Origin of the sequence: Microbacterium algeriense (genome assembly GCF_008868005.1) — a bacterium.
Lineage (GTDB): Bacteria > Actinomycetota > Actinomycetes > Actinomycetales > Microbacteriaceae > Microbacterium > Microbacterium algeriense.
Genome location: NZ_WAAO01000001.1, coordinates 500,218 through 524,787, shown reverse-complemented (window position 1 = coordinate 524,787; position 24,570 = coordinate 500,218). Strand labels below are relative to the sequence as shown.

Here is a 24,570-nt window from a genome sequence, read left to right as displayed (position 1 = left end):
CGCGACGTGCGGGGCGTCGGTCGATGCTATCGGATTTACTAAAGCGATCTAGTCGAAGTCTAAACCGATCAAGTAGGGTGAGGGACTATGAGTCCGGCGAAGCGCGTCACGATCGCCGATATCGCGCGCATGGCCGGGGTCTCCCCCGGCGCCGTCTCCTTCGCCCTGAACGGCCGCCCCGGGGTCAGCGAGGAGACCAGGCAGCGCATCCTCTCGATCGTCGAGGAGAACGGCTGGCAGCCGAGCTCCGCCGCGCGCGCCCTGGTCGGCGCCCGCGCCAACACGGTCGGCTTCGCGCTCGCCCGCCCCGCGCGATCCCTCGGATCCGAGGCGTTCTTCACCGATCTGATCGCCGGCATCGAGTCGCGGCTGTCGGAGAGCAAGGTCAGCCTGCAGCTGCGCCTGGTGAGCGACATCGCCGAGGAGATGGAGGTGCACCGCCAGTGGCGCTCCTCCAATCAGGTCGACGGCATCATCCTGATCGACCCGCGCGACGACGACCCCCGCGGCGACCGCATCACCGCCCTGGACGCACGCGCCGTTATGATCGGCTCGAAGCCCTCCCCGGACGGCGCCGTGCCGAGCGTGTGGATCGGCGACGACGCGGTGGCCGAGACCCTGTTCTCTTATCTCGCCGCCCTCGGTCACACCCGCATCGCCTACGTCGCCGGCCCCGCCGAGCTCGAGCACACCCGCCTCCGCGCCGAGGTGCTGGAGCGCATGGCCGCCGACGGCATCCACGGGGAGATCATCACGACCGACTTCTCGCCCGGACGCGCATCGGCGGTGACCCGCACTCTGCTGTCGGGGCGACAGCGTCCGACCGCGATCGTCTACGACAACGACGTGATGGCGGTCGCCGGTCTCCGCGTCGCGCAGGAGATGGGCCGGCACGTGCCCCGCGACGTCTCGCTCGCATCGTTCGACGACTCCGTGATCGCCGGTCTGATCAACCCGTCGATCACGGCCATGACCCGCGACACGTTCGAACTGGGCGAGACGGCGGCCACGCTCCTGCTGCGCCAGATCGAGGCAGGGACGACACTGCCCAGCGTCGAGGGCCCGACCCCCGTGCTCACGGCGCGCGAGAGCACCGCGCCCCCCGCCCGCTGACCCCCCGGCATCCCGCCGACACCCCGGGCTAGAAGCGCAGACACCCCGGGGCGTGGACGCGACCCCGGGGTCTCGGCGGAGGAGAGAGCCGAGTCAGGGAGTGACGACCGTGTTGACGGAGCCGTACGGGTCGACCGTGCTCGTCGACAGATCGGGACGGATGAGACGGCGGACGCCGCGCGCCTCGAGCGCGGCGGGATCCCCCGCGTCGCGAGAGGTCACCAGGGCGGGATCGTCGCCCGCTGCACACGCGTCCACCCAGGCCTGGAAGACGGCACCACCGGGGCTCAGGGCGGCGCGACTCAGCGGCACGTCGCGCTCGTCGACGTCCACGACGATCGCCGTGTCGCGCACGGGCGGCGCGACGCGGTGGCGGACCTCAGGGATCAGCTCGGCGAGACGGCGGCCGATGGGCTTGGCCGCACCGTCCTGCCCGATCAGTCCGAGGGAGTACTCCAGCTCGGGGAAGTCCGCCAGGTCGCGGCTCACGTCATGCGAGCACCACCAGGTGATGCCCCACAGGTTTTCGGTGCGCGCGGCCGAGCGCACCGTCGCCTCCAGGAAGCCGGGCATCTCGTCCTCATCGAGGCAGTTCGACGGCGCACCCACCTCCTGCAGCCAGACCGCACGGGCCGGGTCGGTCGCGAAGGCGCGGGACAGCTCGATCAGGTACTCGGCATGCCGGTCGGACGCCACGGAGCGACCACCGTAGCGCTGGGCCGTGCCGTTGAAGATCCAGGAGTGGATCGTGGTCATCGCGCCGAGCCGTGACGCATGCGCCGGCGTGAAGCCGTGCCCGTCCATGTACCAGACGGCGTCGTATTCGCTGTGCACGTGAGGCAGTCCCGGAGCCGAGGATTCCGCCGCCGAGAGCAGCGTCGAGATCCACGCTCCGGCCTCGTCCTGCGTGACCGGCCAGGGCGAGGGGTGGGTGTGCGCGGAGAACTGGTTCGTCTCGTTGCCGAGCGTCAGGCCCAGGAAGTTCGGCGCGTCGCGCAGCGCCTTTCCGAGCCCTTCGACGAGCGCGACCTGCCCCTGCAGTGCCTTGTCGTCGGTGAACATGTTCTTGTCGTGCCACGTGTACAGCCACGACGGCACGAAGTCGAAGCTGGAGAGGTGCCCCTGGATCACGTCGATGCTCGCGTCCAGCCCGAACTCTCCCGCGATGTCGACCACGGCGCGCACGTCGTCGACGGCCTTGGCGCGGATCAGGGTGCGGTTCGGCTGCAGGACCGTCCACAGCGGGAACACGCGCACGTGGTCGAGTCCGAGCTCGGCGAGGGCGGCGAAGTCGCGGCGCACGTCGTCGAGATCGAGGTCGAGCCAGGAGTGCATCCAGTCCTTCGACGGCGTGTAGTTCGCCCCGAATCTCAGGGGAGCATCGAGAGCGCCGCGCTGCGTCATGTGTTCTGACCTTTCGGACGGTGGCCTCCGGCGAGGACATGTCGCACCACTATAACGCTTGAGCAACGAACCGCACACCGCCCTGCCTCGCCGAGGCGTTCATACCGCCGAGCGCACCTTGACAGGGAGAGGATCGGATGGTTTCATCTGCTAAAGCGTTGTAGTCCCCTGGTGTGGACGGCACGCGGATTCGCCCGCCTCGAGGAAGAAGCACGATGAAAGTTCGCACACGCATTGTCGCCCTGGCAGCATTCAGCATCGGCGTTCTGGCGCTGACGAGTTGCACAGGGGGCGGCGGATCCACCGCCGAGTCCGGGCCCATCGACACCTCCGGCGAGCTGAGCGGATCGATCCAGTTCCAGACCTGGTCCCTCAAGAACGAGAAGTTCACCCCCTACTTCGAAGACCTCATCGACGCGTTCGAGAAGGAGCACCCCGACGTCACGGTCGAGTGGCTCGACCAGCCGGGCGACGGCTACCAGGACAAGATCCTGAGCCAGGCGAACGCCGACACCCTTCCCGACGTGCTGAACCTCCCGCCGGACATCGCCTATCCCCTGGTCGCCGCGGGCAAGCTGGTCGACATCGAGACCGCCGACCCCGACCTGAAGTCGGTCTACAACGCCGGAGCCTGGGACTCGTATAGCCAGTACCCCGGCGTGGAGGGCACGTACGGGCTCCCCTGGTACCTCTCCAGCGACGCCTCGTGGTGGAATCTGGCCCAGCTCGCCCCCTACGGCGTCACCGAGGACACCCTCCCCACGACCGTCGATGAGCTCCTCGACCTCGCGAAGAGGGTCGCCACCGAATCGGGCGGCAAGGTGCAGCTGCTCTCCTCGATCCCCGCCCTCGACACGTTCACGGCCGCCGGCATGGAGGTCATCGACGACGAGGGCGAGTTCGACTTCAACACGGACGAGGCCGCCGAGATCATCCAGGCGTACGCCGACGCGTACGCGGCCGGGGCGATGCCGGCGGAAGCCCTCACCGGCGACTACGGCGGGAACGCCGAGGCGTACATCCAGGAGAAGGTCGCCTTCACGACCGGCGGCACCGGCTTCACGACCGACCTCCAGAAGGACGCGCCCGCCCTGTTGGAGAACACCGTGGCCACCCCGCGTCTCGGCATCGCGCCGCTGTACGTGCAGGGCCTGAACGTGTCGGCCGATTCGGACAACAAGGAAGCGGCGCTGGCCTTCGCCGAGTTCGTCACGAACGAGGAGAACCAGGTCGCGTTCTCCTCGCTGGCCGTCGGCACCGCTCCCGGCACCGCCGCCGGCGGCGACGAGGTCGTCGACAGCATCGCCTCCTCCGTCACCGACGAGAAGCAGCTGGCCGCGATCGACACCGTGTTCGGCGCGATGAAGGACGCCAAGGCGCTGCCGTTCCAGTGGACCTCCGACATGGCCACCTACATGACGCAGCAGATCGCGCTCGCCATCAACGGCGAGGCGGACGCGAAGACCCAGCTCGACAAGATCGTCGAGTACGCCAACGCCAACCGCGTGGACCAGTAAGCCATGAGCGCGAACACCGGCATCCGGAGCAGACGGACCACCATGAGATCGCACAAGTGGTTCACCCCGTGGGTGCTCATCGCCCCCGCCGTCGTCTGGGTGCTGGTGTTCGCGCTCTGGCCGTTCCTCAACACGGTCTTCCTGAGCTTCACCGATGCTCGTCCGCTGCGCACGCCCGGATTCGTCGGCGGCGCCAACTACGAGCGCATGTTCGGCGATGAGATGTTCTGGAACGCGCTCACGACCTGCCTCATCTACGTCGTCGTGTGCGTCCCGCTGCTGACGATCCTGCCGCTGCTGCTGGCCCTCCTGGTGCAGAAGAAGCTGCCGGGCATCTCGTTCTTCCGCACGACGTTCTACTTCCCCGTGATCGCCTCGGTCGTCGTGGTCGCCCTCATCTGGACCTGGCTGTTCGACAGCCGCGGCATCATCAACCAGACGCTCGAGTTCCTGGGACTGATCGACCAGCCGATGGCGTTCCTCGTCGACCGCTGGCTGCTGCTGGGCTGCGCGATCCTGCTCACCGTGTGGAAGGGTCTCGGCTACTACATGGTCGTGTACCTGGCGGCGCTCGGGAACGTGGGCAAGGAGCTGCACGAGGCGGCCATGCTCGACGGCGCCGGCTCCTTCCGCCGCTTCCTGTCCGTCACGATCCCCTCGGTCCGCGGGGCGATGCTCCTCATCTCCGTCCTCATCGCCGTGTCCGCCATGCGCGTGTTCGCCGAGCTCGACGTGCTGTCCAAGAGCACGGGAGGCCCGGGCGGCTACGACATGTCGCTCGTGATGCTGATCCGCCAGGTCGGCTCCGGCCTGAACGGCAACATCGGGTACGCGTCCGCGATCAGCGTGGCGCTGTTCCTCCTCACCCTCATCCCGCTCGCCGCGATCGCCTTCATGAATCGCGAGAAGAAGGCGAAGGCTCCCGCATGAGCACCATCACCCCGCCTCGAACCGACGACGACGCCCGCCCCGCCGAGGAGCGGCCCGCGTCGCCCGCGCGCGAACGGATCTTCCGCCGCCGCGGGTCCGGCGATTTCAGCAAGCCGACCCTCGGCGGACTGATCGGCCGCTACGCCCTCCTGGTCCTCGTCCTGTTCCTCGTGATCGGCCCGTTCATCTGGCAGCTGTCGACGTCGTTCAAGGGCCCCCAGGAGAACATCTACTCCTTCCCGCCCGAGCTCATCCCCCGTGAGCCGACCCTGCAGAACTACGCTCGCGTCGCCGACATCGTCCCCGTGTACCTCTACGCGTGGCACTCGCTGCTCGTCTCGGTCGGCACCGTGATCAGCAACGTGGTCCTGGCCACGTTCGCCGGTTACGCGCTCGGGTGCATGCGCTTCCGCGGCAAGTGGATCGTGATGGGGATCCTGCTGTCGACCCTGCTGTTCCCCGGCGAGGTCACGGTCACGAGCAACTTCCTCACCATCCGGTCGCTCGGACTGGCCGACACCCTGTGGGGCGTGTTCCTCCCCGGCGCCATCAGCGCGATGAACGTGCTGCTGATCGCGACGGCGTGCCGGATGATCCCCAAGGACGTGCTGGATGCCGCCACCGTGGACGGCGCGACGACGTGGCAGCGCATCCGGCACATCGTGTGGCCGAACATCCGAGGCATGGTGTCGGTGGTCGCGATCTTCGCCTTCATCGGCGCGTGGGACGACTACCTGTGGCCGCTGATCGTGCTCTCCGACCCGGCGAAGTACACGCTGACCGTGGGCATGGCGTACCTCAACAGCAGCTTCTCCGTCGATCCGCGACTCATCGCCGCCGGCACGATGATCGCCCTCGTGCCGATCGTGATCATGTTCTCCTTCACGCAGCGCTTCTTCTTCAAGGGCGTGCAGGAGGGGGCGATCAAGGGGTGACCGCCGCGCACCTCGCCCCGGCGGACGGACCAGCGGATCCCCCGTCGTCCCGTCCGCGCGCCGGCGTGCTCGCCGGACCCGTCTTCGCCTTCGCGTTCGACCCCGGCCTCGGCGAGCAGCGGGTGGACATCCCGGAGTTGACGGAGATCGCCCTCACGAGCGAGACCGTGCTGCACTGGGCCTTCTACGCCGACGGACCCGAAGCGACGCTCGCCCCGCATGCCGCGCTCGCCGTGGCGGTCGACGTGCGGCTGTCCGACGGCACGCGACTGAGCGATCACGCCGCCGTCCGCGACCGCTACGACTTCCCGATCGACGCCGAAGCGCAGTTCGCCGCCCGGTGGTCGTTCCCCGAGCAGTGGAACGCGGACACCGTGTCGCTCGCACCGCTGGACCCCGACCGTCGCGGAGCCGTCGAGCTCGTGCTCGGCACCGCATCCCTCGCCGCAGCATCCGGAGTCCCCGCCCGTGCGACCGGGTACGTGCAGGTCCTCGTCGAGGAGTGCCCCGCGCCCGCGGCCATCCCGCCCGTCGAGCGGGTGGACACCCGACGCGGCAGCCACTCCGGACCCCGTTTCTCACGCGGCAACACGATCCCGGCGGTGGCGGTGCCGCACGGTTTCACGTTCCTCACCCCGGCCACGGATGCCGCGGATGCGCGCTGGCCGTACCGCCCCTTCATGCACGACGATCCGCAGGGACGCCGTCTGGAGGCGCTGCAGTTCTCGCATCAGCCGAGCCCCTGGATCGGAGACCGTTCCGTGCTGCAGCTCATGCCCTTCCGCGGGGCAGCGACGTCGAACCGCACCGCGCGACGACGCTGGATCCGCGCGGGGTCGGAGCGTGCTCGACCGCACGAGTACGCGGTCGACCTCGACGGGGGTCTGCACGCCGAGCTGACCGCGACCTCGCATGCCGCGGCCTTCCGCGTGCGCGCCGACGACCCGGAGGCGGTGGTCGGCTTCGTGATCGACCAGCTCACGGATGAGGGGCGCCTCATCCTCAGCGGATCCGGCGAGGTCGAGGGCTGGATCCCGGAGGGGCAGGAGGAGTGGGGCAACGCGCCCCGGTGCTACTTCGCAGGGAGGGTGACGCCGTCCGTGTCCGGCGATCGCCGGGCGCAGGCCATGCTCGACGACGACGGTCGGGGCCGTGTCGCCGGGTTCGTGTCCGGGCGCGGTGTGCTCGAGGTGCGCATCGCCGTGTCGTTCCTGTCGGTCGAGCAGGCGCGGCGGAGCCTCGACCTCGAGGTGCCCGTCTCGATGTCGTACGAGCAGCTGCGCGACGAGGCCGCAGCGGCGTGGGGCCGTCTGCTCGGTCGCATCACGATCCCTCCGCTCCCGGCCGCAGCCGCCCCCTTCCGAGCGCTCGCCGACCAGGAGAGCCGTTCTCGGATCGCTGCCGCGCTGCATCGCATGCATCTGTATCCGAACACCGCCGCCGAGAACGCCGGGACCGCAGAGGCGCCGATGCGGCGGTTCGCCGACGTCTTCGCCCCACGGGAACCCTTCGGCGAACAGGCCACGAGCGCACCCGTCGCCGAGGGCGACCTGGTGGTGAACAACGGCTACTGGGACACCTACCGCACGGAGTGGCCGGCCCTCGCCCTGCTCGATCCCGCCCTCGCGGGGCGGCTGCTCGACGGGCAGCTCGCACAGTCCTGCCGGGGCGGATGGATGGCCCGGTGGAGCGCTCCGGGGTACGTCGACAGCATGGTCGGCACGTCGAGCGACCAGATCTTCGCCGACGCTGCCCGGTGGGGGGTCGCCTTCGACCGGGTGGCCGCCTTCGAGAGCGGCTGGCGCAACGCGTGCGAGCCGGGACCGGACGCCCGGAGAGGCCGCAAGGGCATCGCCCGCGGCCGCTTCACGGGATACATCTCCTCGGAGGTGCCGGAGGGCATGAGCTGGAGTCTCGAGAACGCGGTGAGCGATGCCGCTCTCGCCCGCTTCGCCCGCCTGCTCGCCGACGCCCCCGCCTCCGGATCCGCCACCGCCCGCTACCGGGCCTTCGCCCGCTACTTCGCGAACCGGTCCCGCTCGTATCGCCAGCTGTTCGACCCCGCGTCCGGGTTCTTCCGCGGCCGGGACGCTACGGGCGGCAGGGAGAGCCCCTTCGACCCTCGCGTGTGGGGTGGCGACAACGTGGAGACCAACGCCTGGGGGATGTCGGTCAGCCCGGTGCACGACGGCGTCGGGCTCGCCGAACTCCACGGCGGCCCCGACGGTCTCGGACGCCATCTGGACGCCCTGTTCGCCGAGCCGGAGACGGCCGACGAGCGGTTCGGCGGCGCGTACGGCACCGTCATCCACGAGCAGCGTGAGGCGCGCGCCCTGCGCTCCGGGATGTGCGCGATCTCGAACCAGCCGGCGCATCACATCCCGTTCATGTATGCGTTCAGCGATCGTCCGTGGCGCACGGCGGGCATCGTGCACGAGCTCGCCGGGCGCCTGTTCGCCGGGGCGCACATCGGCCAGGGGTTCCCCGGAGACGAGGACAACGGCGAGATGAGCGCGTGGTGGCTGTGGGCCGCGCTCGGGCTCTATCCTCTGGAACTGGCCTCGGGGAGGCTGCGGATCGGGTCGCCGCTGTTCGACGACGTCTGCGTGGACCGCGGGGACGGCTCGTCGCTGCGGATCCGTTCGCGGCGCAGCGCCCCGCACGCGCACATCCTGCAGGAGGCGCGACTGAACGACGCACCGCTGCCCACCGCCGACCTCCCGATCGACGCGCTGAAGAAGGACGCGGTGCTGGAGCTCGTCTTCGGGACGGATCCGGCCCTGGCATTGGAGACCGGGGGCGCGACCGGGACGGTGGAGCCCTGGCACTCCGACCTCACACGCGGAGACGGCCACGTCATCGCCTCTCCCGCCGTGCGCCACGTCGGTCGGCTGGTCGACGACGGCGACCCGGACGGGGACGACGGGGTCCGCGTGTCACGAGGCGAGTGGGTGGGCTGGCGGTTCGCGGAGCCCCGCGGACTCACCGACCTCGCGGTCACGGCGGTGCGCTCGGTCGGCTCGAGCGCTCTGCGCTGGGAGATCGAAGGCGCCGACGGACGGTGGCTGCCCGTTCCGACGACGCACACGGAGGAGCTGCCGCCCGATCGCACGACACCGTTCGCGCTCCACTCGCGGGTCGTGACCTCGGCCGTCCGCGTGCGGGCGGCGACCGAGGTCACGCTCCGTCAGGTGGAGCTCTTCGACCTGGGCTGACTCAGTTCGTCGGAGCCGCCCGGTACTGCGTCGCCTCGCCCTTCAGCGCCTGGGTGATGCCGGAGAGGTACGCGGACTGGTCAGTCGCGGTGAGGTTGTACGCGACGTAGACGCCGTAGCCGTCGGCCACGGTGCGCCGGGCGAAGTCGGCCGCCGTGGATGCGCTCGTGTTCGCGAGGTCGATCGCCGCTGCGCCGATGCGCGCACGGTCGTCGAGGCCGGGCACGGTGGGCGCATCGTAGGTCGGATAGTAGGGGTTCCAGGCGTAGTCGATCGCGCTCGCGACGTCGAACCGGCTGAAGTCGGTCGTGGTGTAGGACGGACCGATCGCGTACAGGCTGATGATCTTGTCCGGGCCGAGACGATCACGCAGGGCGGTGACGAGCCATCCGAAGGACTCGGAGTTGGGCTGCGGCGTGCCGTTCGCGCCGTACTCCGTCCACTCGTCGTCGAAGTCGATGCCATCCAGACCGTAGGTCGCCACCGCGTCGGCGAGCTGGGCAGCGAAGGCATCCGCTTGCGCGAAGGACGTGAAGTTCGCGAACCCCGCACCCTGGTGGTTGCCGAGCACGGACAGCAGGACCTTGGTGCCGCCGGCCTGGACCGGGCGGATCTGGTTCTCCGCGTCCTGCAGCGTCTGCGTCACGCGCTCGTTGAAGTGCAGGTACGCCTTCTGCCCGTCGTAATTGATGTTGGCGGCGAAGATCATCGCCAGGTCGACGGCGGGTCCGCCGGACTCCGCAAGCGTGTAGTCCGCGACGTTCGCTAAATCGTTCGAGTTGACCTCGACGTAGACGGCCAGCTTCGGCTCGCCCTCCTCCGTCTGGGCACTGGCGGCAGCGGTCCCCGTGAGGGCGCCAGCCGCCGCGAGCGTCAGCGCGGCTGTGACCGCGGCAGCCCTTCGCAAGCGGTGGATCCTGGTGTTCGGCTGAGTCATGACAGATCGTCTCCTTCGGCGTCGGTGTCCAGAACAGGCCACGGCGTCGTGACCTGCGGCGACTATATCGCTTAAGTGAAGCGGTCGGAAGAGAGGGAGGAGCGCACCTGGCGCACACGGCGCATTCCCGCGATGCTGGACGCATGCGCGCACTCCGACTCCTCTGGCGGTATCCCGTGATCACGCTCACGGTCATCGTCTTCGTGGCGGTGGGCGCCCTGCACGCGGCCGACCAGGAGGTCCTCGGCCGGTGGATCGCCACCGTCTACGTCGCCGGCGTCGTCGTCTGGACGCTGATCGGCATGGTGCGGGACGTGCTGCGCGGGCACGTCGGCCTCGACATCCTCGCCGTGGTGGCGATGGTCGCGACGCTCGCGGTCGGGGAGTACATCGCCGCGCTGATCATCGTGCTCATGCTGTCGGGCGGGGAGGCGCTGGAGGACTTCGCCGGCCGCAGGGCGAAGCGCGATCTCTCCGCGCTGCTCGACCGCTCGCCCCGCATCGCCCACGTCCTGACGCAGCCCGAGGCGGTGGATTCGGACGAGGCGCACGACGCCCCGGTGGATGACGTGGCCGTGGGAGACGTGCTGCTGGTCCGTCCGTCGGAGATCGTCCCCGTGGACGGGATCCTCCTGACCGAGAGCGGGACGTTCGACGAGTCCTCGCTGACGGGCGAGAGCATGCCGGTCACGCGCGAGGCCGGCGGCGAGGTGCTGTCGGGCGCGATCAACGGCAGCCGCGCCATCCGCATCAGGGCACTGCGGACGGGCGCCGACAGTCAGTATCAGCAGATCGTCGCGCTCGTCCACTCCGCCGAGTCCTCGCACGCGCCGATCGTGCGGCTCGCCGACCGGTTCGCCATCCCGTTCACCGCCGTCTCCCTCGTGCTCGCCGGCACCGCGTGGGCGATCTCCGGCGACGCGACCCGCTTCGCCGAGGTGCTGGTGCTCGCGACGCCCTGCCCGCTGCTGATCGCCGCCCCCGTGGCCTTCCTCGGCGGACTCTCCCGTGCCGCGAAGTCCGGCGTCATCATGAAGAGCGGTGCCGTGATCGAGCAGATCGCACGCGTGCGATCCGCCGCGTTCGACAAGACGGGGACCCTCACGCAGGGGCGTCCGGAGCTCGTGGACGTCCGCCCGACGGCCGGGTTCGATGCGGACGAGATCCTGCAGCTGTCCGCATCGGCGGAGCAGTACTCCTCCCACGTCCTGGCCGACGGCATCCGCCGTGCCGCCGAGGCGCGAGGACTCGTGCTCCATGCGGCGGAGGAGGCGAGCGAGACCGCGACGAACGGCGTGGCAGCGACGATCGGAGGGCGCTCGGTCGTGGTGGGCAAGCCGGCGTACGTCGCCTCCCTCGCGCCCGACACCGTGCGCGCCGAACTCGGCGTCGGCGAGGCGGCTGCCTACGTGGCGGTGGATGGACGCTTCGCCGGCGTCCTCGTGCTCGCCGACGCCGCCCGTCCGGAGGCGGCCGCCGTGGTCTCCTGGCTGCGCCTGCACGAGGTCGACCGCATCGTCATGCTCACCGGCGACGTGCAGTCGACGGCGGAATCCGTCGGCCACCACCTCGGCATCGACGAGGTGCACGCCGAACTCCTCCCACCCGAGAAGGTGCGACTCGCCTCCGAATTGGAGCCGCGGCCGGTGCTGATGGTGGGCGACGGTGTGAACGACGCTCCGGTCCTGGCTGCGGCCGACATCGGCATCGCCATGGGCGCGAAGGGCGCGACGGCGGCCGGCGACGCCGCCGACGTGGTGATCCTCGTCGACTCGCTCGCCAAGGTCGTCGATGCCGTCTCGATCGGACGGCACACGCGACGGGTGGCGCTCGCCGCCATCTGGATCGGCATCGGGCTGAGCGTCGGGCTCATGGTCGTCGCCATGACCGGTGTCATCCCCGCTGTCGTGGGTGCGCTGGTGCAGGAGCTCGTGGACCTCGCGACGATCCTCTACGCCCTCCGCGCACTCAGCGGCCCACCCAGCGGCCTCCGCCTGACCCGACCCCGCTCCAGCACCGGAATACCGTGACAACCTTGGCTTCCGGACTCACACTGGAGGCATGCGCTTGAACGACCCACAGGTATGGACGCTGATCGGAGTGTTCGCCGCCGTGATGCTCGGCGGCATGACCTTGATGACCACACAGCTCAGCCGCATCATCCGCACCGAGGTCGACCGCATCGACGGCACCCTGTCGGCGCGCATGGACCTCATCGACGGCACCCTGTCCGCGCGGATGGACCGCATCGACGGCAGCCTGTCCGCGCGGATGGATGGTCTCGACGGCACCCTCTCCGCCCGCATCGACGGCGTGGATGCGCGTCTCGGAAGGATCGAGGCGAAGGTCGAAGACCTCGACAAGGAGCTCACCAACCTCGCGACACGGTTCTGGCGCTCGCAGTAACGTTCTGCGACCGATCAGATCGCGACGTCGCCCACGAGGTTGACCTTGATCCCCATGCCGTCGAACATCGCGGCCTTCGCGATCAGGGCCTTGTCCGCGGTCTCGGCGTCGGGCGCGTAGACGAGCTGCGCGTGGTTCGCCTTGTGCCGCGCCATGAACTGATCGCGAGAGATGCCGTGCAGCACCACGTGCGCGATCGGCCATTCCGGGTTCGTGGCATCCTTGCGGCGCTGCGTCTCCTCCGCGGGCAGTTCCACCACCGACGCCCGGAAGATATCGGCCTGCAGGACGCCCTCGGCGATGAACACGCGCGAGAGCACGACCTCTCCGGGCTTGGACACACCGTTGATCGTGGCGCCGCCCGCGGGGAAGAACACATGACCCTGCCGCCAGCCCTCCGCGTTCTGCCAGCCGCCGAGGTGCGAGGCCGGCACCGAGCCGGAGATCTCGTACACCCAGACGAACTGCCCGTCGTGGTCCTCACCCCAGCGCACGTCGTGCAGCGTGTTGTCGGGCACGAGGCCCATCGCACGCCACACCCGGTCGGTGACCAGCGCGTCCACGGCGACACCCTCGTCGGCCTCGTTGAAGTGCGGGAAGGCCCGCCCCTCGTGCAGCACGCGGGAGCCGTCGCGCGAGGTGACCGGCGGGCGCTCGGTGGAATTGAGGATGCCCTCGGCCAGATCCGACGCGGGCACCAGGTCCTTCAGCCCCTGCTGGTACTGGATGCCGACCGCGTCGAGGCCGAAGTCGTCGGCGATGCGGAGCGCGGCGATGTACATCTTCAGCTGCCACTGCACCTGCTCGCGGGTGAGCTCCGTCGCCGCGTCCTCCCCGTACCGGAATGTCATCCCCCGCTCGACGAGCCAGTCGTACGCGGCGTCGGCCTCCTCCTCGGTCACGTTCAGCATCTCGGCGTAGAGGGCCGACTGCGACAGGCGCTCCTTGTAGATGCCGGTCTGGTTCAGGAGCTCGTCGTCGAAGATGGCGTTGTACATGCCCATGCAGCCTTCGTCGAAGACGCCGATGATGGCCTTCTCCGCCTTCAGCTCCGCGGCGAGCGCCTCCCCGAGCCGCTTCTCCGGGCTGTCCGGCAGCGCGGGGAGCGGACGCACATGCGAGGCGTCGTGGGTGATGGAGCCGGTCTCGGTCCACTCGCGGATGCCGTCGCGGAACCAGTCGTCGGTGAAGTCGACCGACCAGATCGTCGCGTACGGCTTGTCCATCTTCGTCAGACCGGCGTTGAGGCCGAGCAGGCCCACGAGTCCGGGCCAGTCGCCCGCGAAGTTCGCGACCGTGAGGATCGGCCCCTCGTGCGTGCGCAGGCCCGCGAGCACGTGGTGCGAGTACTGCCAGTTCGCGATGGCGACCACCAGCGGCGCATCGACCGGGATGTTTCGGAAGACCTCGAGGCCCATGCGCTGGCTCGAGATGAAGCCGTGCCCGGTCTCGGGGTCGACGCCGAAGGGACGGATGACCTCCCAGCCGAGGGCGTTCAGCACTCCGCTGACGCCGGTCTCCAGCTCGACCTGGGTCGGCCACCCCGCCACGTTCGCCGACTCGCGCAGGTCGCCGGACGTGATCAGATACGCCGTCTTCGGCGCGGCGGTGGGGCGGGATGCCGGGGTCGGCAGGGTGTACGTGTTCATGGTGCCTCCGGGGTTGGGGTCGAAGTGAGCGGGGAGCGGTGCGACTCGCCCGCTCGGAGTCGGATGTCGCGGCCGACGGTCTCGCCGCGCAGGTGCAGTTCGACGAGGTCGAGTGCGCCACCGTCGAGGTGGATGGTCAGGGTGCGCTCGTCGATCTCGACGCGCCCCCACCCCGTGCCGGTGGTGAACAGGCTGCGGAAGGGACCATCGGTCGCCGGCGCGAAGGACAGCACTCCGCTCGGCGCATCCCACTGCACGCCGCCGGCGCCGAGCAGCAGCGCCCAGGAGGCCAGCGACCGCGCGTAGTGGTTGCCGCACTCGATCTCGTTCCACGGGCTGCGGTGGGTTCCGTCGTAACGGCGGCGCAGCGAGCGCTCGACGCGAAGGGCGTCATCGACGCGCCCGGCGAACAGAAGCGACGCGGCGACCTGATGCTCGACGCCGGTCCACACCTCATCCGAGTACACGAACGGGATGGCCGGCCGCCCGCCGCGCGGCCACGAGGCGAGCAGCAGTCCGCCCTCGTCGTTCAGCGCGTAGACCCGCTGCGTGCTCTCGTGGTCGGACAGATCGTCTCGGTGGTTGTGCGCCACGATCGCGGCGAGCGCGGAGTCGACGCGATCGGCGGGGAGGATGTGTCCGAGCCCGTTCACGAACGCGTGGAACTGTCCGAGCAGCTGGTCTGACAGCACACCGTCGCCGTACTGGTATCGATGGGCGTCCGGGTCGTCGATCACCTGCCGGTAGTACTCCCCGTTCCACAGCGTCTCATCCATCGCCGCGGCCACGTGATCGGCTCTCGCGGACCACGCCTCGCCGCGCTCGTGCTCGCCCAGGTGCACAGCCATCCGCGCCCCTGCCCGCAGCGCCGCGAGGTAGACCCCGTTGGCAAGCGGTTCCGAGCCGTGGAACTCGATGTCGTAGGTGTTGTGCATCTCGCCGTCCAACAGCCCGTCGCCGTCGCGATCCCACTCGCGGATCGCGTAGTCCAGCGTGCGGGACGCGGCCGGCCACAGCTCACGCAGGAAAGCGTCGTCTCCGCTGAAGCGCCACTCCCTGTGCAGGCGCAGCAGTGTGCCGAGCTGTCCGTCGACAGCGGGCCCCATGAACCAGGAGGGTCCGCCGAAGACCCGATTGCCGCGGAACTTCTGCACCCCCGTCTCGTCGGTCTCGAGCAGATACTCCACCCGGCGGGCGCTGCGTTCGAGTGAGGGGAACAGCCAGGCGAGTGTCTGCGCGTATGACCACACGTGGGTGCAGGTTCCCTCGCAGGAGCCGGCGTGATCGAAGGACCCCTCCCAGGCGGCGAACACCGGTCCTCGGCCGAGTTCGGACTGCGGGGAGGCCAGGACGAAACCGGTGGTGGAACGCGCAGCGGCGATGTTGGCTCCGATGGCATCGGTCAGCACAGGATCGAGGCTGCTACCGTACAGCGCCTTGACGAAGGCTTCGGTCGCCTCTTCGAGCTGCGGGAGATTGGCATGGAGATGGCGGCCCGCGGCCCATGCGTCCGCCCAGAGGGTCGCGTAGTGGTTCTGCACGGTCTCGTCGATGTGCGGGTCCGCAAGGACGATGTGCCCTGCCCAACCGCGTCGCCGGTTCGGAAAGCTCCAGGACAGCACGAACTCGAAATCGCGGCTCTCGCCCGGGGCGAGCGCGTGCACGATGCCGAGTGAGCCGGTGCGCAATCGCGGCAGCTTGGCGAGCATCTCGTCCTCGCTGAGAGGTGCTGCTTCCGGATCGGCGTCGAGTTCCGCGAACAGCCCGCGCGGGCGGTCCTCGAGCGTGAGGCGCTCCTCGGCCGACAGGAGTCCATCGTCGATGAGGTCATTCCAGAACAGCCGCGCACCGTCGGGCCAGTAGCTGGTGACCCACTGCGGCTTGGCCGTGGTCTCGGCATCCGTCGTGGTGAGACTGAGTGTGCCGTAGCCGGGATCACCCTCGGGCAGATCGATGCCGAAATCGAGTCCGCGCACGTCGCCGTCGTCGCGCCAGCGCACGGTCTGCGTCGCGCGCATCCCCCACGGGGCGTCCGGCCCCGGCGTCCCCCGGCCCGCGGTGTGCGAAACGCTGCCGACGATCGTCACCCTCACCGGTGCTGAGGCGGGATTGGTCACGCGGTAGCGCAGCACGGCGGCCGGGATGCCTGAGGCGTCGGCATCGAGCGGTACCAGCGGCGTGAAGGCGTGCAGCGACACCTCCACGGGAAGGACCCGGTCCGTGAAGTCGACGTCGACGACGGGGTACTCTCCGTGCAGTGACGCGGCGTCGAGGCGCGGGAGCCCGGCGAGCTGGTCGAACGCGTAGCCGGCGTCGGCGTCGTGTCGACCGGTGAGCCGTGCCTCGAGCACCCGCGTGACCGCGGTGCCTCCTTCGGGCGCGGCATGGATCGCGAAGAACGAGTGCGGGTTGCGGCGCCCCTTGTCCGGCAGGTTCTCGAACTCCCAGTCGCGCAGTTCGCCTCGAGCGCCGATCGACACGTTGCCGGTGCCGATGCCACCCAAGGGGAACGCCGTGGCCTGGGAGGTGTGCGGGATGCCAGGCGCTCGCCGACGGGGGGTCACGCGGAGCCCCCGCGCTGCGCAGCGGCCAGTTCGTGCACGACCTCTTTCGATGCCTCGTACAGGCGGACATAGCGGTCGAAGAGGGTGTCGTAGAGAGGGCCCAGCGTCTCGTCCGGACGGATCGTGTGCGCGATCGGATTCCAGTCGGTGATGCTCGGAACCGAATCGGGGGCGGCGGTCGCGGTCGCTGCGAGGAAGGCCGCGCCGTAGCTCGCACCGATCGTCGTCTCGGGCACCTCCTGCACCAGACCGGTCGCATCGGAGACGATCTGCAACCACAGCTGTCCCTGTGTACCTCCGCCGACCGCGACAATCCGACGGATGTCGGCACCCGCCGCCCGCATGGTGTCGACGTTGTGCCGCACTCCCAGGGCCGTCGCTTCGAGGGCGGCTCGGTAGAGGTCGCCGCGGTTGTGCTGGAGCGTGAGACCCGCGATCACCCCTCGAGCATCGGGGTCCTGGATCGGCGTGCGCTCCCCAGCGAGGTACGGGAGCATCAGGAGGCCTCGCGCGCCGGGCCCCGAATCCTCCGCCTCGGCGAGCAAGGCGGGATAATCGGCCCCGCTCAGGCCCCGAAGCCACCCGGTCAGCGCTCCGGAGGTCGAAAGCCCGCCGGCGAGGTTGCGGGTTCCCTCGAAGGCCCCGGCGGTGGTCCACATCGAGGGGGTCCGCAGCGTGGTCTCGCCGGTCGCGACGAGGAACATCGTCGTCCCGTACATGAGCATCAGATCGCCGATCTCGTGGGCCCCGACACTCACTGCCTCGGTCCAGGCGTCGATCGTTCCGGTGATGACGCGCGTCCCCGCGGGGATGCCGGTGGCCGATGCCGCCGCTGCGGTGACCTCGCCCGCGACCTCTCCCGCCCACTGCAACCGGGGCTGCTCGATGCCGCCCGCATATCGCTGCCACCACGGATCGTGCCAGACCCCGCCCTCGATGTCGTAGAGCGGAGAGACCTGGCTCGCGGACTGGTGATCGAGGACGTAGGCGCCGGTGAGCTTCCTGGTGAGCCAGGAAGCCGGCATGAACAGCCGCAACGCTCGCGCCGACACGTCGGGCTCTTCGTCGGCGATCCAGACGATCTTGGGCCCGCCCGCCTGCGAGGTGAGGGCCGAGCCGCCGATGCGAGTGATCTCGTCGGCGCCGAGCTCAGCTGTCAGGCGATCGATCTGCGCGGTCGAACGGGTATCGACGCCGTAGAGGATGGCCGGGCGCACCGGTCGATCCTCCTCGTCGGCGAGGAGGATGCACGGCCCCATGCCGCTGACGCCGACGCCCGCGACCTCGGCCTCCGGTACGGCGTGGAGCAGTTCGGCCGCGATGGCCACGAACTCGTCCCACCACAGGTCGCCGTCCATCTCCACCCACCCCGTGCGCGGGCGGCTGACCTCGTGCGCTCGGGTCGCCGTGGCGATGATGGTGCCGTCGGCCGTCACCAGCACACCCTTGGTGCTGGATGTGCCGACGTCGACCCCGAGGGTGCAGCGCATGGAGTCCTCCTTGAAACCCGAGCACAGAATCTGAAACCTGTGGCAACTGTACGCGAAATCGATTTCACGTCGCAAGCAGGCCGACCCTTCCTCCACATTTCGCCCCCGATACTCGGTCTCCACCGCTCGCGGGACCCCACCGCTCAGGGACCGGAATACCGTGACAATCTGGGCTTTCGCTCGCAGGATGGAGTCATGCAGATGAACGAACCGCAGATCTGGACGCTGATCGGTGTCTTCACCGCCTTCATGCTGGGTTCGCTCACGTTGCTCATCCGTCAGAACGACCGAATGATCACCTCTCTCCGTGGCGAACTGTCCGCACGGTTCGAGGGTCTGCACGAGAAGTTCGAGGCGAAGTTCGAGAGCATGGACGCGAAGTTCGAGAGCATGGACGCGCGGTTCGAGAGCATGGACGCGAAGTTCGAGGCGAAGTTCGACGCGATGGACGCGAAGATGGCGGGCATGGACGCGAAACTCGACGCGCGACTCGGCACGATCGATCGCCGCCTCGAAGACCTCGACAAGGAGGTCGCCAATCTGGCGACGCGCTTCTGGGGATCTCGCTGAGGTCGCTCAGCTTCGCGGAGTCGCGGGTTGCACCTCGTTGCGGAGCACAACGGTGCGTGCAGGCTGGCGATCGCCCTTGATGCGCTCGAGCAGCATCCGCGCCGCCGTCACGCCCATGTGGCGCGCGGGCAGACGGACCACAGTGACGGCACTCGGCGACAGAGTGGTGAACGGCAGCGAACCGATGACGGCGACACCGACCTCGGGAGGGGTGAGTCCGTGCTCGGTCAGCACCTGGATGGCGCCCACACCGATGAGGTTGTTGCCCGCGACCACCGCATCCGGCGGGTCGGGGAGGGCGAGGAGATCTTCCATGGCGGCGCGGCCTCCGTCCACGCGGAAGGTGGCGAAACGCGCCAGTTCGTCGAGATCGAGGTCGGGGTATGCGGATGCCAGCGCTGCACGCCAGCCGGCGGCACGCTCTGCCGCGGTGTCGATGTGCTCCGGACCTCCGATGTAGGCGATGCGTCGGTAGCCCGCCTCGATCAGATCCCGCGTCGCCGACGTGCCGGCCGCCCGATTGGCCATCACGACGCCGTCGATGTCGTACGTGGTGCTGCGATCGACGGCCACGACAGGTCGCCCGGTAGCGAGGATGCCGTCGAGGTTGGACTGCTCGTCTGCGGTCGCGATGATGATGCCGGACATGTGCTCGGCTATCGCTATGCGGAGATACGTCGCCTCCTTCTCGAGCTGCGCGTCAGAATTGCAGAGCACCACCGAGTAGCCGGCTTCGGAGGCGACGTCCTCGACGCCGCGGGCCATTTCGGTGAAGTACGGATTCTCGATGTCCGGGATGACGAGGGCGATGACCTCGGAGCTCTGGCGGCGCAGGGTTCGAGCGGTCCGATTGGGCGTGAAGTTCAGCTTCGCCGCGGCTTCACGCACGGCGGCGACCTTCTCCTCGGACACACTCGTGCCGTTGAACACGCGCGATACCGTAGCGGGAGAGACGCCCGCGAGCTCCGCGACGTCGTAGATCGTTGCCATGCACCCTCACTGCCTGTCCAGCCGAGCCGGACGTGAAGCAACAGTATCGCGCAGGAATCGGTTCTCTGGTGTTCCGTTCTGAAATCGATTACATTGGCGCCCATGACTTCTGCACCCTCTGATCTGGCATCCCTCGCGGCGCTGCGACCGGTCCAGACCCGATCCATCTCACCGGAGAACTTCGACGGTTCCGCTGGGGGCGGCGGCCGGGCGACCGAGGGAACGGGCGCCGCGAGCGCTCGTGACCTCGGCCCCGGCTGGAAGATCTCTCCCAGCGTCGATGTGAAGGCCGGGGAAACCCTCGAACTCGCGAACATCGCGGGCGCCGCCAAGATCACGCACATCTGGATCACGACGCACACCGACAACTGGCGCACTCTCCTGCTGCGCGCCTACTGGGACGGGTCGGACGAACCCGCCGTAGAGGTGCCGTACGGCGACTTCTTCTGCAACGGGTGGGGCGTGTTCGCTCAGGTGAACTCGCAGACGATCGCCGCCAATCCGCACGGCGGGTTCAACTCCTACTGGCCGATGCCGTTCCGCGACGGTGCGCGTCTGACCCTCGAGAACACCTCGACCGTCGACGTGCGCGTGTACTACCAGATCACCTACGAGATCGGTGGCGACCACTCGAACGATGCCTACTTCCACGCGCAGTGGCGGCGGTCGAACCCGCTCGAAGAGCTCACCCCGCACGTGATCCTGGAGGGCATCGAAGGGCAGGGGCAGTACGTCGGCACCTACATCGCTTGGGGCGTGAACTCCAACGGCTGGTGGGGCGAGGGCGAGATCAAGTTCTATCTCGACGACGACACCGACTACCCGACGATCTGCGGCACCGGCACGGAGGACTACTTCGGCGGCGCCTGGAACTTCGACATCCCCGGTCAGGGGTACACCCAGTTCTCGACGCCCTATCTCGGGATGCCGCAGGTGATCAGACCCGACGGACTCTACGTCTCGCAGCAGCGGTTCGGAATGTACCGGTGGCATCTCCTCGACCCGATCCACTTCGCGACCGGCATCCCGAGGGTCGACATCCAAGCGCTCGGCTGGCGCAGTGGCTGGCGTTACCTTCCGCTCCGCGATGACATCGCCTCCACCGCACTGTTCTACCTCGACCGGCCGACCGCGCGGCGTCCGAAGACGCCGACGGCTGACGACCTGGAGGTGCACCTAGGAGCAGCTCCGGTTCCCGACATCGGGGCGACACCCCCGCGGGAGCCGCAGGGCTGAGATCCCGAGATCGACGGGCCGTCGCGCTGCGGATCAGGCGATCCATGCGGGCGCTCGCCCGCGCAGCAGCGCGCCGTCGATCGAGAAGCGACCCGCGCCGGTGAGTGCGAGTGCGAGCGCCGAGACGCCGAGCACTGCGACGAACTCGTAACCGCCCTCGCTCACCCACAGCCCGGCCGGCAGATGCACCAGGAGAAGCGCGACCGCCATGTCGATCGCGAGCAGGATGCCGACGGGGCGCGTGAGGAAGCCGAGGATCAGCAGGATTCCGCCGACGAGTTCGAGGAAGGCGACCACGGGAGCCGCGATCTCCGCGAACGGCACTCCCATGCCGGCGAAACTGCCGATGGTTCCGGGGATCGTGAACTCGAAGATCTTCTGCGCACCGTGTGCGGCGAAGATGGCGCCGATGACGACGCGCAGGACGAGGAGTCCCAGCGAAGCGGCGGGAGAGGAGGCTTTGGTGTTCGTCATGAGGAGTTCTTCCTTCGTGGCAGGACACCCGCGCGCTCGGCGCGGACCAGGGTCGTTCCCTGAGATCACGCTAAGAAGGGTTGCTTTCCATCTCCTGGATGCGCTGATCCGGGAGTCAGACCAGCCCCTGCACCCGGAACTGCTCCGAGTGGTAGACGCTATTGTTCCCCGTGTTCCACTGGCTCACGCTGAGATGCAGGTCCGACAGGGTGGACCCGGGGATGATGTAGCCGCCGTAGAGCTGCGCGACGTGCGAAGCGTCCTCCGTGTTCCACTCGGTGCCGTGCAGCAGCGTTGTCTTCGTGGCGGTGTACAGGTTGTCGGTCGGAGTGTTCAGGACCATGGCGTCGATCCGATACGCCCCCGAGTTGAACCAGGTGAGGATCCACCTGCCGCCGAGCGGGCGCAAGCACATCTCGCCGAACTGCCCGGAGAGCACCTCGGTCACAGGTTTGCCCCAGCCCCACGATCCGTTCGCGAAACCCCACGGCTGATACGCCGAGAGGGTCGTCATGTTGTTCGACGGCACCCGGTAGAGCACGATGCCCTTGTCGCGCTGGAAGCCTGTCCCGTAGATGTAGACGTAGCCGTCGTTGCCCTCACCCCAGGTGATGCACTGGAACTTCCCGCCGGCCATATCGGCGGGGAACTGCAGCCCGGTGTGCTGCCAGGTCGCACCGTTGTCGTCGGACTTCCACAGCTCGGTCCAGCGCACGGCGCCGAACTGCGGTCCGTTCACGATGGCGTGCAGGTACATCCGCGTGCCGATCGTGATCACGTCCGAGGGGATGACCGTCGTGAAGTAGGCGTCGTGCGGGTAGTACCAGAGCTGCGGGGCGGTGCCCTGCGTGTTCCCACCCGCTCCCGCGCACCCGTTGAACGTGACGCCGGCGGCGAGATTCGTCGTCGAGGAGTACAGGGCGACGGGTGAGCGCCAATTCGTGCCGCCGACGCCGTCGGCCCAGGTATCGCCGAACATGAAGAGCATCCGACCGTCGGGCGTCCGCACAGGGATGCCGAGGTCGGTCGCCCCGATGCCGTACTGCACCGGGCTCTGGGTGCCGGCGAGCACCTTGATCCGCGAGACGGTCAGCCCCGCCGCGGCGGCAGGACTGGGCATCACGGTCGAGGCGAAGAACGCCGCTCCCACCGCCACCGCGCCCTGCAGCACGCCTCGGCGGCTGACCCGTGGTCCCTGCGTGTTCTGGGTCTCCATCGACCCCTCCTCTCGATAACGCTCGGTGGTGCTACTTGAGACCTGCCATTTTGATGTTCCCGATGATCTGGCGCTGGAAGATGAGGAACAGGATGATCACCGGCGCCGCGGCGAGCACGGATCCGGCCATCAGCAGCCCCAGCTCGGTGCTGCGCTCGGAGCGGAAGGTGGCCAGGTACTGCTGCAGCACGAACCGCTCCGGCGATGTGATCGTCAGGATCGGCCACACGTACGAATTCCAGTACGCGAGGAACGCGGTGATCCCCATCACGACGAACGGCGGTTTGGACAGCGGCAGGAAGATGCGCACGAAGATGCCCCACCGCCCACAGCCGTCGAGCATCGCCGCCTCTTCGAGGCTCTTCGGGATGTTGAGGTAGAACTGGCGGATGAAGAACACCATGGCCGCGCTCGCGAGCCCCGGGATGACGAGCACCGCCAGAGTGTCGAGCATCGACAGCCGAGTGACGACGATGAAGCTGGTGAGCAGGATGGTCATGCCCGGGATGAACATCGTGGTGATCACGATGGCCCAGATCGTCCCCTTGAAGCGGAAGTCGAGTCTCGCGAAGGCGTAGGCGGCGAGGGAGTTCACCGCGAGGCTTCCGACGGTGAACAGCACGGCGCCGAAGAACGTCCACACCAGGGTCTGAAGGAACGTGGGATCGGCGAGGATCTGCGCGTAGTTCTGCCAGAGCCACACCTCGGGGAAGAACTGGAACGGCGTCTCGACGACCTCGGTCTTCGACTTGAAGCCGGCGATCACCATCCAGGCCAGGGGGAAGAGCGAGGCGATGATGAACACCGCGCTCAGAATCACCTTTCCGGCGACGATGAGCCATCCGCCGGTGCTGCGCGGGCGCCGCGTCGAGCGCGGCTCCTTGCCGGCGAGGACGATGCGTGTGGTCTCCTGCATGACGGCCATGTCAGTCCACCAGCCTCTCGGAGTTGACGAACTTGAACACGAGCGCGGAGATCGTTCCCAGCACCACGAACAGCAGCAGGGCCGCAGCGATCGAGTATCCGACGTTCACGTCGTTGCGGAAGTGGTTGAAGATGAAGAGGTTCGGCAGGGTGGTCGAATCGAGCGGCCCGCCCTGAGTCATCACCAGGGGCAGCTCGAATTGCTGGATCGCTGCGACGAAGCCGGTGATGAGCAGGTAGAGCACCACGTTCTTCATCTGGGGGATGGTGATGTAGGCGGTCTTCTGCCACCAGTTGGCACCCTCCATCGCCGCAGCCTCGTAGTACTCCGCCGGGATGTCGACCATGGCTGCGACCATGATCAGGGAGGTCAGGCCCATGCCGAGCCAGATGGCGGGGACCGCGATGGCCAGGAGGGCCCATTTCGGGTCGCCGATCCAGGCGATCGGATCGATCCCGAAGACGCCGAGGAAGGCGTTCAGGAGGCCGCCCGAGTAGTTGTAGATCAGCACGAAGATGATCGACGCGATCACGGCGGAGATGATGGTCGGCACGTAGATGCTGACCTTGAGGAAGCTCGCGGCCCGGCGCGACACGCTCACGACGAGGCTGCCGAACAGGAACGCCAGGACCAGCATCACTGGGACGGTCATCAGCACGAACAGGAAGCCGCGACCGATCGTGGCGAGGAAGAGCGGGTCCTTGAGGACGCTCTGGTAGTTGCGCAGCCCGACGAACTCCGGATCCTTGTAGAAGCTCCAATCCTGGAACGAGAGGAATCCGGCGTAGATCGCGGGCCAGATCACGAAGATCCCCAGCAGCACCACCAGCGGCAGCAGGAACCAGTACGCGGTCTTGTTGTCCCGATAGCGGTAGCGGTTCTTCCTCTGCCGGATCGCTCGGCGTTCTTGAACAGCCTGAGTGGCCATATCCACCTCGTCGTGATGTCGGATGCGTAGCTGTCCGGGGACCGGGAGCGCCGGCCCCCGGACAGCGAGCG

19 protein-coding genes are annotated in these 24,570 nt (G+C 68.5%); 9 read left to right on the top strand and 10 right to left on the bottom strand.

Annotation, left to right across the window (positions count from 1 at the left end):
* Window positions 1-87 precede the first annotated feature (87 nt).
* A complete protein-coding gene (locus F6A08_RS02510) occupies window positions 88-1,113 on the top strand; it encodes a LacI family DNA-binding transcriptional regulator (protein ID WP_151458509.1) in 1,026 nt (341 codons plus the stop codon).
* A gap of 93 nt (window positions 1,114-1,206) precedes the next feature.
* Here the strand turns inward: F6A08_RS02510 and F6A08_RS02505 are convergent, their stop codons facing one another.
* Window positions 1,207-2,517, bottom strand: coding sequence for a glycoside hydrolase 5 family protein (locus F6A08_RS02505; protein ID WP_151458508.1), 1,311 nt, complete (start codon window positions 2,515-2,517; stop codon window positions 1,207-1,209).
* Between the two features lie 215 nt (window positions 2,518-2,732).
* Between F6A08_RS02505 and F6A08_RS02500 the strand changes: the two genes are divergently transcribed.
* Genes F6A08_RS02500 through F6A08_RS02485 form a run of 4 tightly spaced genes read left to right on the top strand, consistent with a single transcriptional unit; the run spans window position 2,733 to window position 9,114 of the window.
* Window positions 2,733-4,034, top strand: a complete 1,302-nt coding sequence (locus tag F6A08_RS02500; protein WP_017203476.1) for an ABC transporter substrate-binding protein — start codon at window positions 2,733-2,735, stop codon at window positions 4,032-4,034.
* A 3-nt stretch (window positions 4,035-4,037) separates the two neighbouring features.
* Window positions 4,038-4,964, top strand: a complete 927-nt coding sequence (locus F6A08_RS02495; protein ID WP_017203477.1) for a carbohydrate ABC transporter permease — start codon at window positions 4,038-4,040, stop codon at window positions 4,962-4,964.
* Window positions 4,961-5,899 carry a carbohydrate ABC transporter permease gene (locus tag F6A08_RS02490; RefSeq protein ID WP_017203478.1) on the top strand — a complete coding sequence of 313 codons (939 nt, stop codon included), beginning with the start codon at window positions 4,961-4,963 and terminating at the stop codon, window positions 5,897-5,899. Before F6A08_RS02495 ends, F6A08_RS02490 begins: the two co-directional genes overlap by 4 nt.
* A complete protein-coding gene (locus F6A08_RS02485; protein WP_151458507.1) occupies window positions 5,896-9,114 on the top strand; it encodes a GH92 family glycosyl hydrolase in 3,219 nt (1,072 codons plus the stop codon). The genes F6A08_RS02490 and F6A08_RS02485 overlap by 4 nt, the downstream gene beginning before the upstream one ends.
* A 1-nt stretch (window position 9,115) precedes the next feature.
* Here the strand turns inward: F6A08_RS02485 and F6A08_RS02480 are convergent, their stop codons facing one another.
* On the bottom strand, window positions 9,116-10,051 hold the full coding sequence (locus tag F6A08_RS02480) for an endo-beta-N-acetylglucosaminidase H (RefSeq protein ID WP_225855707.1): 936 nt from the start codon (window positions 10,049-10,051) through the stop codon (window positions 9,116-9,118).
* A gap of 143 nt (window positions 10,052-10,194) precedes the next feature.
* Between F6A08_RS02480 and F6A08_RS02475 the strand changes: the two genes are divergently transcribed.
* Both F6A08_RS02475 and F6A08_RS02470 read left to right on the top strand, forming a co-directional pair.
* On the top strand, window positions 10,195-12,081 hold the full coding sequence (locus F6A08_RS02475) for a heavy metal translocating P-type ATPase (protein ID WP_151458506.1): 1,887 nt from the start codon (window positions 10,195-10,197) through the stop codon (window positions 12,079-12,081).
* A gap of 31 nt (window positions 12,082-12,112) precedes the next feature.
* Complete coding sequence (locus F6A08_RS02470; protein ID WP_017203482.1) at window positions 12,113-12,457, top strand: hypothetical protein; 345 nt, start codon at window positions 12,113-12,115, stop codon at window positions 12,455-12,457.
* Between the two features lie 14 nt (window positions 12,458-12,471).
* On the opposite strand, the gene F6A08_RS02465 is transcribed toward F6A08_RS02470, so the two are convergent.
* From F6A08_RS02465 to F6A08_RS02455, 3 genes are read right to left on the bottom strand one after another with little or no spacing between them, the layout of a single operon-like run.
* Window positions 12,472-14,106: a fucose isomerase gene (locus tag F6A08_RS02465; protein ID WP_151458505.1), complete on the bottom strand. Its 1,635-nt coding sequence runs from the start codon at window positions 14,104-14,106 to the stop codon at window positions 12,472-12,474.
* Window positions 14,103-16,670, bottom strand: a complete 2,568-nt coding sequence (locus F6A08_RS02460) for a GH116 family glycosyl hydrolase (protein WP_151458504.1) — start codon at window positions 16,668-16,670, stop codon at window positions 14,103-14,105. The genes F6A08_RS02465 and F6A08_RS02460 overlap by 4 nt, the downstream gene beginning before the upstream one ends.
* Window positions 16,667-18,160 carry an FGGY-family carbohydrate kinase gene (locus F6A08_RS02455; protein WP_151458503.1) on the bottom strand — a complete coding sequence of 498 codons (1,494 nt, stop codon included), beginning with the start codon at window positions 18,158-18,160 and terminating at the stop codon, window positions 16,667-16,669. The genes F6A08_RS02460 and F6A08_RS02455 overlap by 4 nt, the downstream gene beginning before the upstream one ends.
* A 195-nt stretch (window positions 18,161-18,355) precedes the next feature.
* Here F6A08_RS02455 and F6A08_RS02450 point away from each other — a divergent pair, with 195 nt between their 5' ends.
* On the top strand, window positions 18,356-18,730 hold the full coding sequence (locus F6A08_RS02450; RefSeq protein WP_151458502.1) for a hypothetical protein: 375 nt from the start codon (window positions 18,356-18,358) through the stop codon (window positions 18,728-18,730).
* 6 nt (window positions 18,731-18,736) lie between these two features.
* Here F6A08_RS02450 and F6A08_RS02445 read toward each other — a convergent pair whose 3' ends face one another.
* Window positions 18,737-19,720, bottom strand: a complete 984-nt coding sequence (locus tag F6A08_RS02445; protein ID WP_124896604.1) for a LacI family DNA-binding transcriptional regulator — start codon at window positions 19,718-19,720, stop codon at window positions 18,737-18,739.
* 102 nt (window positions 19,721-19,822) lie between these two features.
* Here F6A08_RS02445 and F6A08_RS02440 point away from each other — a divergent pair, with 102 nt between their 5' ends.
* Window positions 19,823-20,956, top strand: coding sequence for a glycoside hydrolase family 172 protein (locus F6A08_RS02440; RefSeq protein ID WP_151458501.1), 1,134 nt, complete (start codon window positions 19,823-19,825; stop codon window positions 20,954-20,956).
* 33 nt (window positions 20,957-20,989) lie between these two features.
* Here the strand turns inward: F6A08_RS02440 and F6A08_RS02435 are convergent, their stop codons facing one another.
* The 4 genes from F6A08_RS02435 to F6A08_RS02420 form a co-directional block, all read right to left on the bottom strand.
* Complete coding sequence (locus tag F6A08_RS02435; RefSeq protein WP_017203489.1) at window positions 20,990-21,430, bottom strand: DoxX family protein; 441 nt, start codon at window positions 21,428-21,430, stop codon at window positions 20,990-20,992.
* Window positions 21,431-21,545: 115 nt separating this feature from the next.
* Window positions 21,546-22,646: a DUF4185 domain-containing protein gene (locus F6A08_RS02430; RefSeq protein ID WP_124896606.1), complete on the bottom strand. Its 1,101-nt coding sequence runs from the start codon at window positions 22,644-22,646 to the stop codon at window positions 21,546-21,548.
* A gap of 31 nt (window positions 22,647-22,677) precedes the next feature.
* Window positions 22,678-23,571, bottom strand: a complete 894-nt coding sequence (locus tag F6A08_RS02425) for a carbohydrate ABC transporter permease (RefSeq protein WP_151458500.1) — start codon at window positions 23,569-23,571, stop codon at window positions 22,678-22,680.
* Between the two features lies 1 nt (window position 23,572).
* Window positions 23,573-24,499, bottom strand: coding sequence for a carbohydrate ABC transporter permease (locus tag F6A08_RS02420; RefSeq protein ID WP_017203492.1), 927 nt, complete (start codon window positions 24,497-24,499; stop codon window positions 23,573-23,575).
* Window positions 24,500-24,570: the final 71 nt, after the last annotated feature.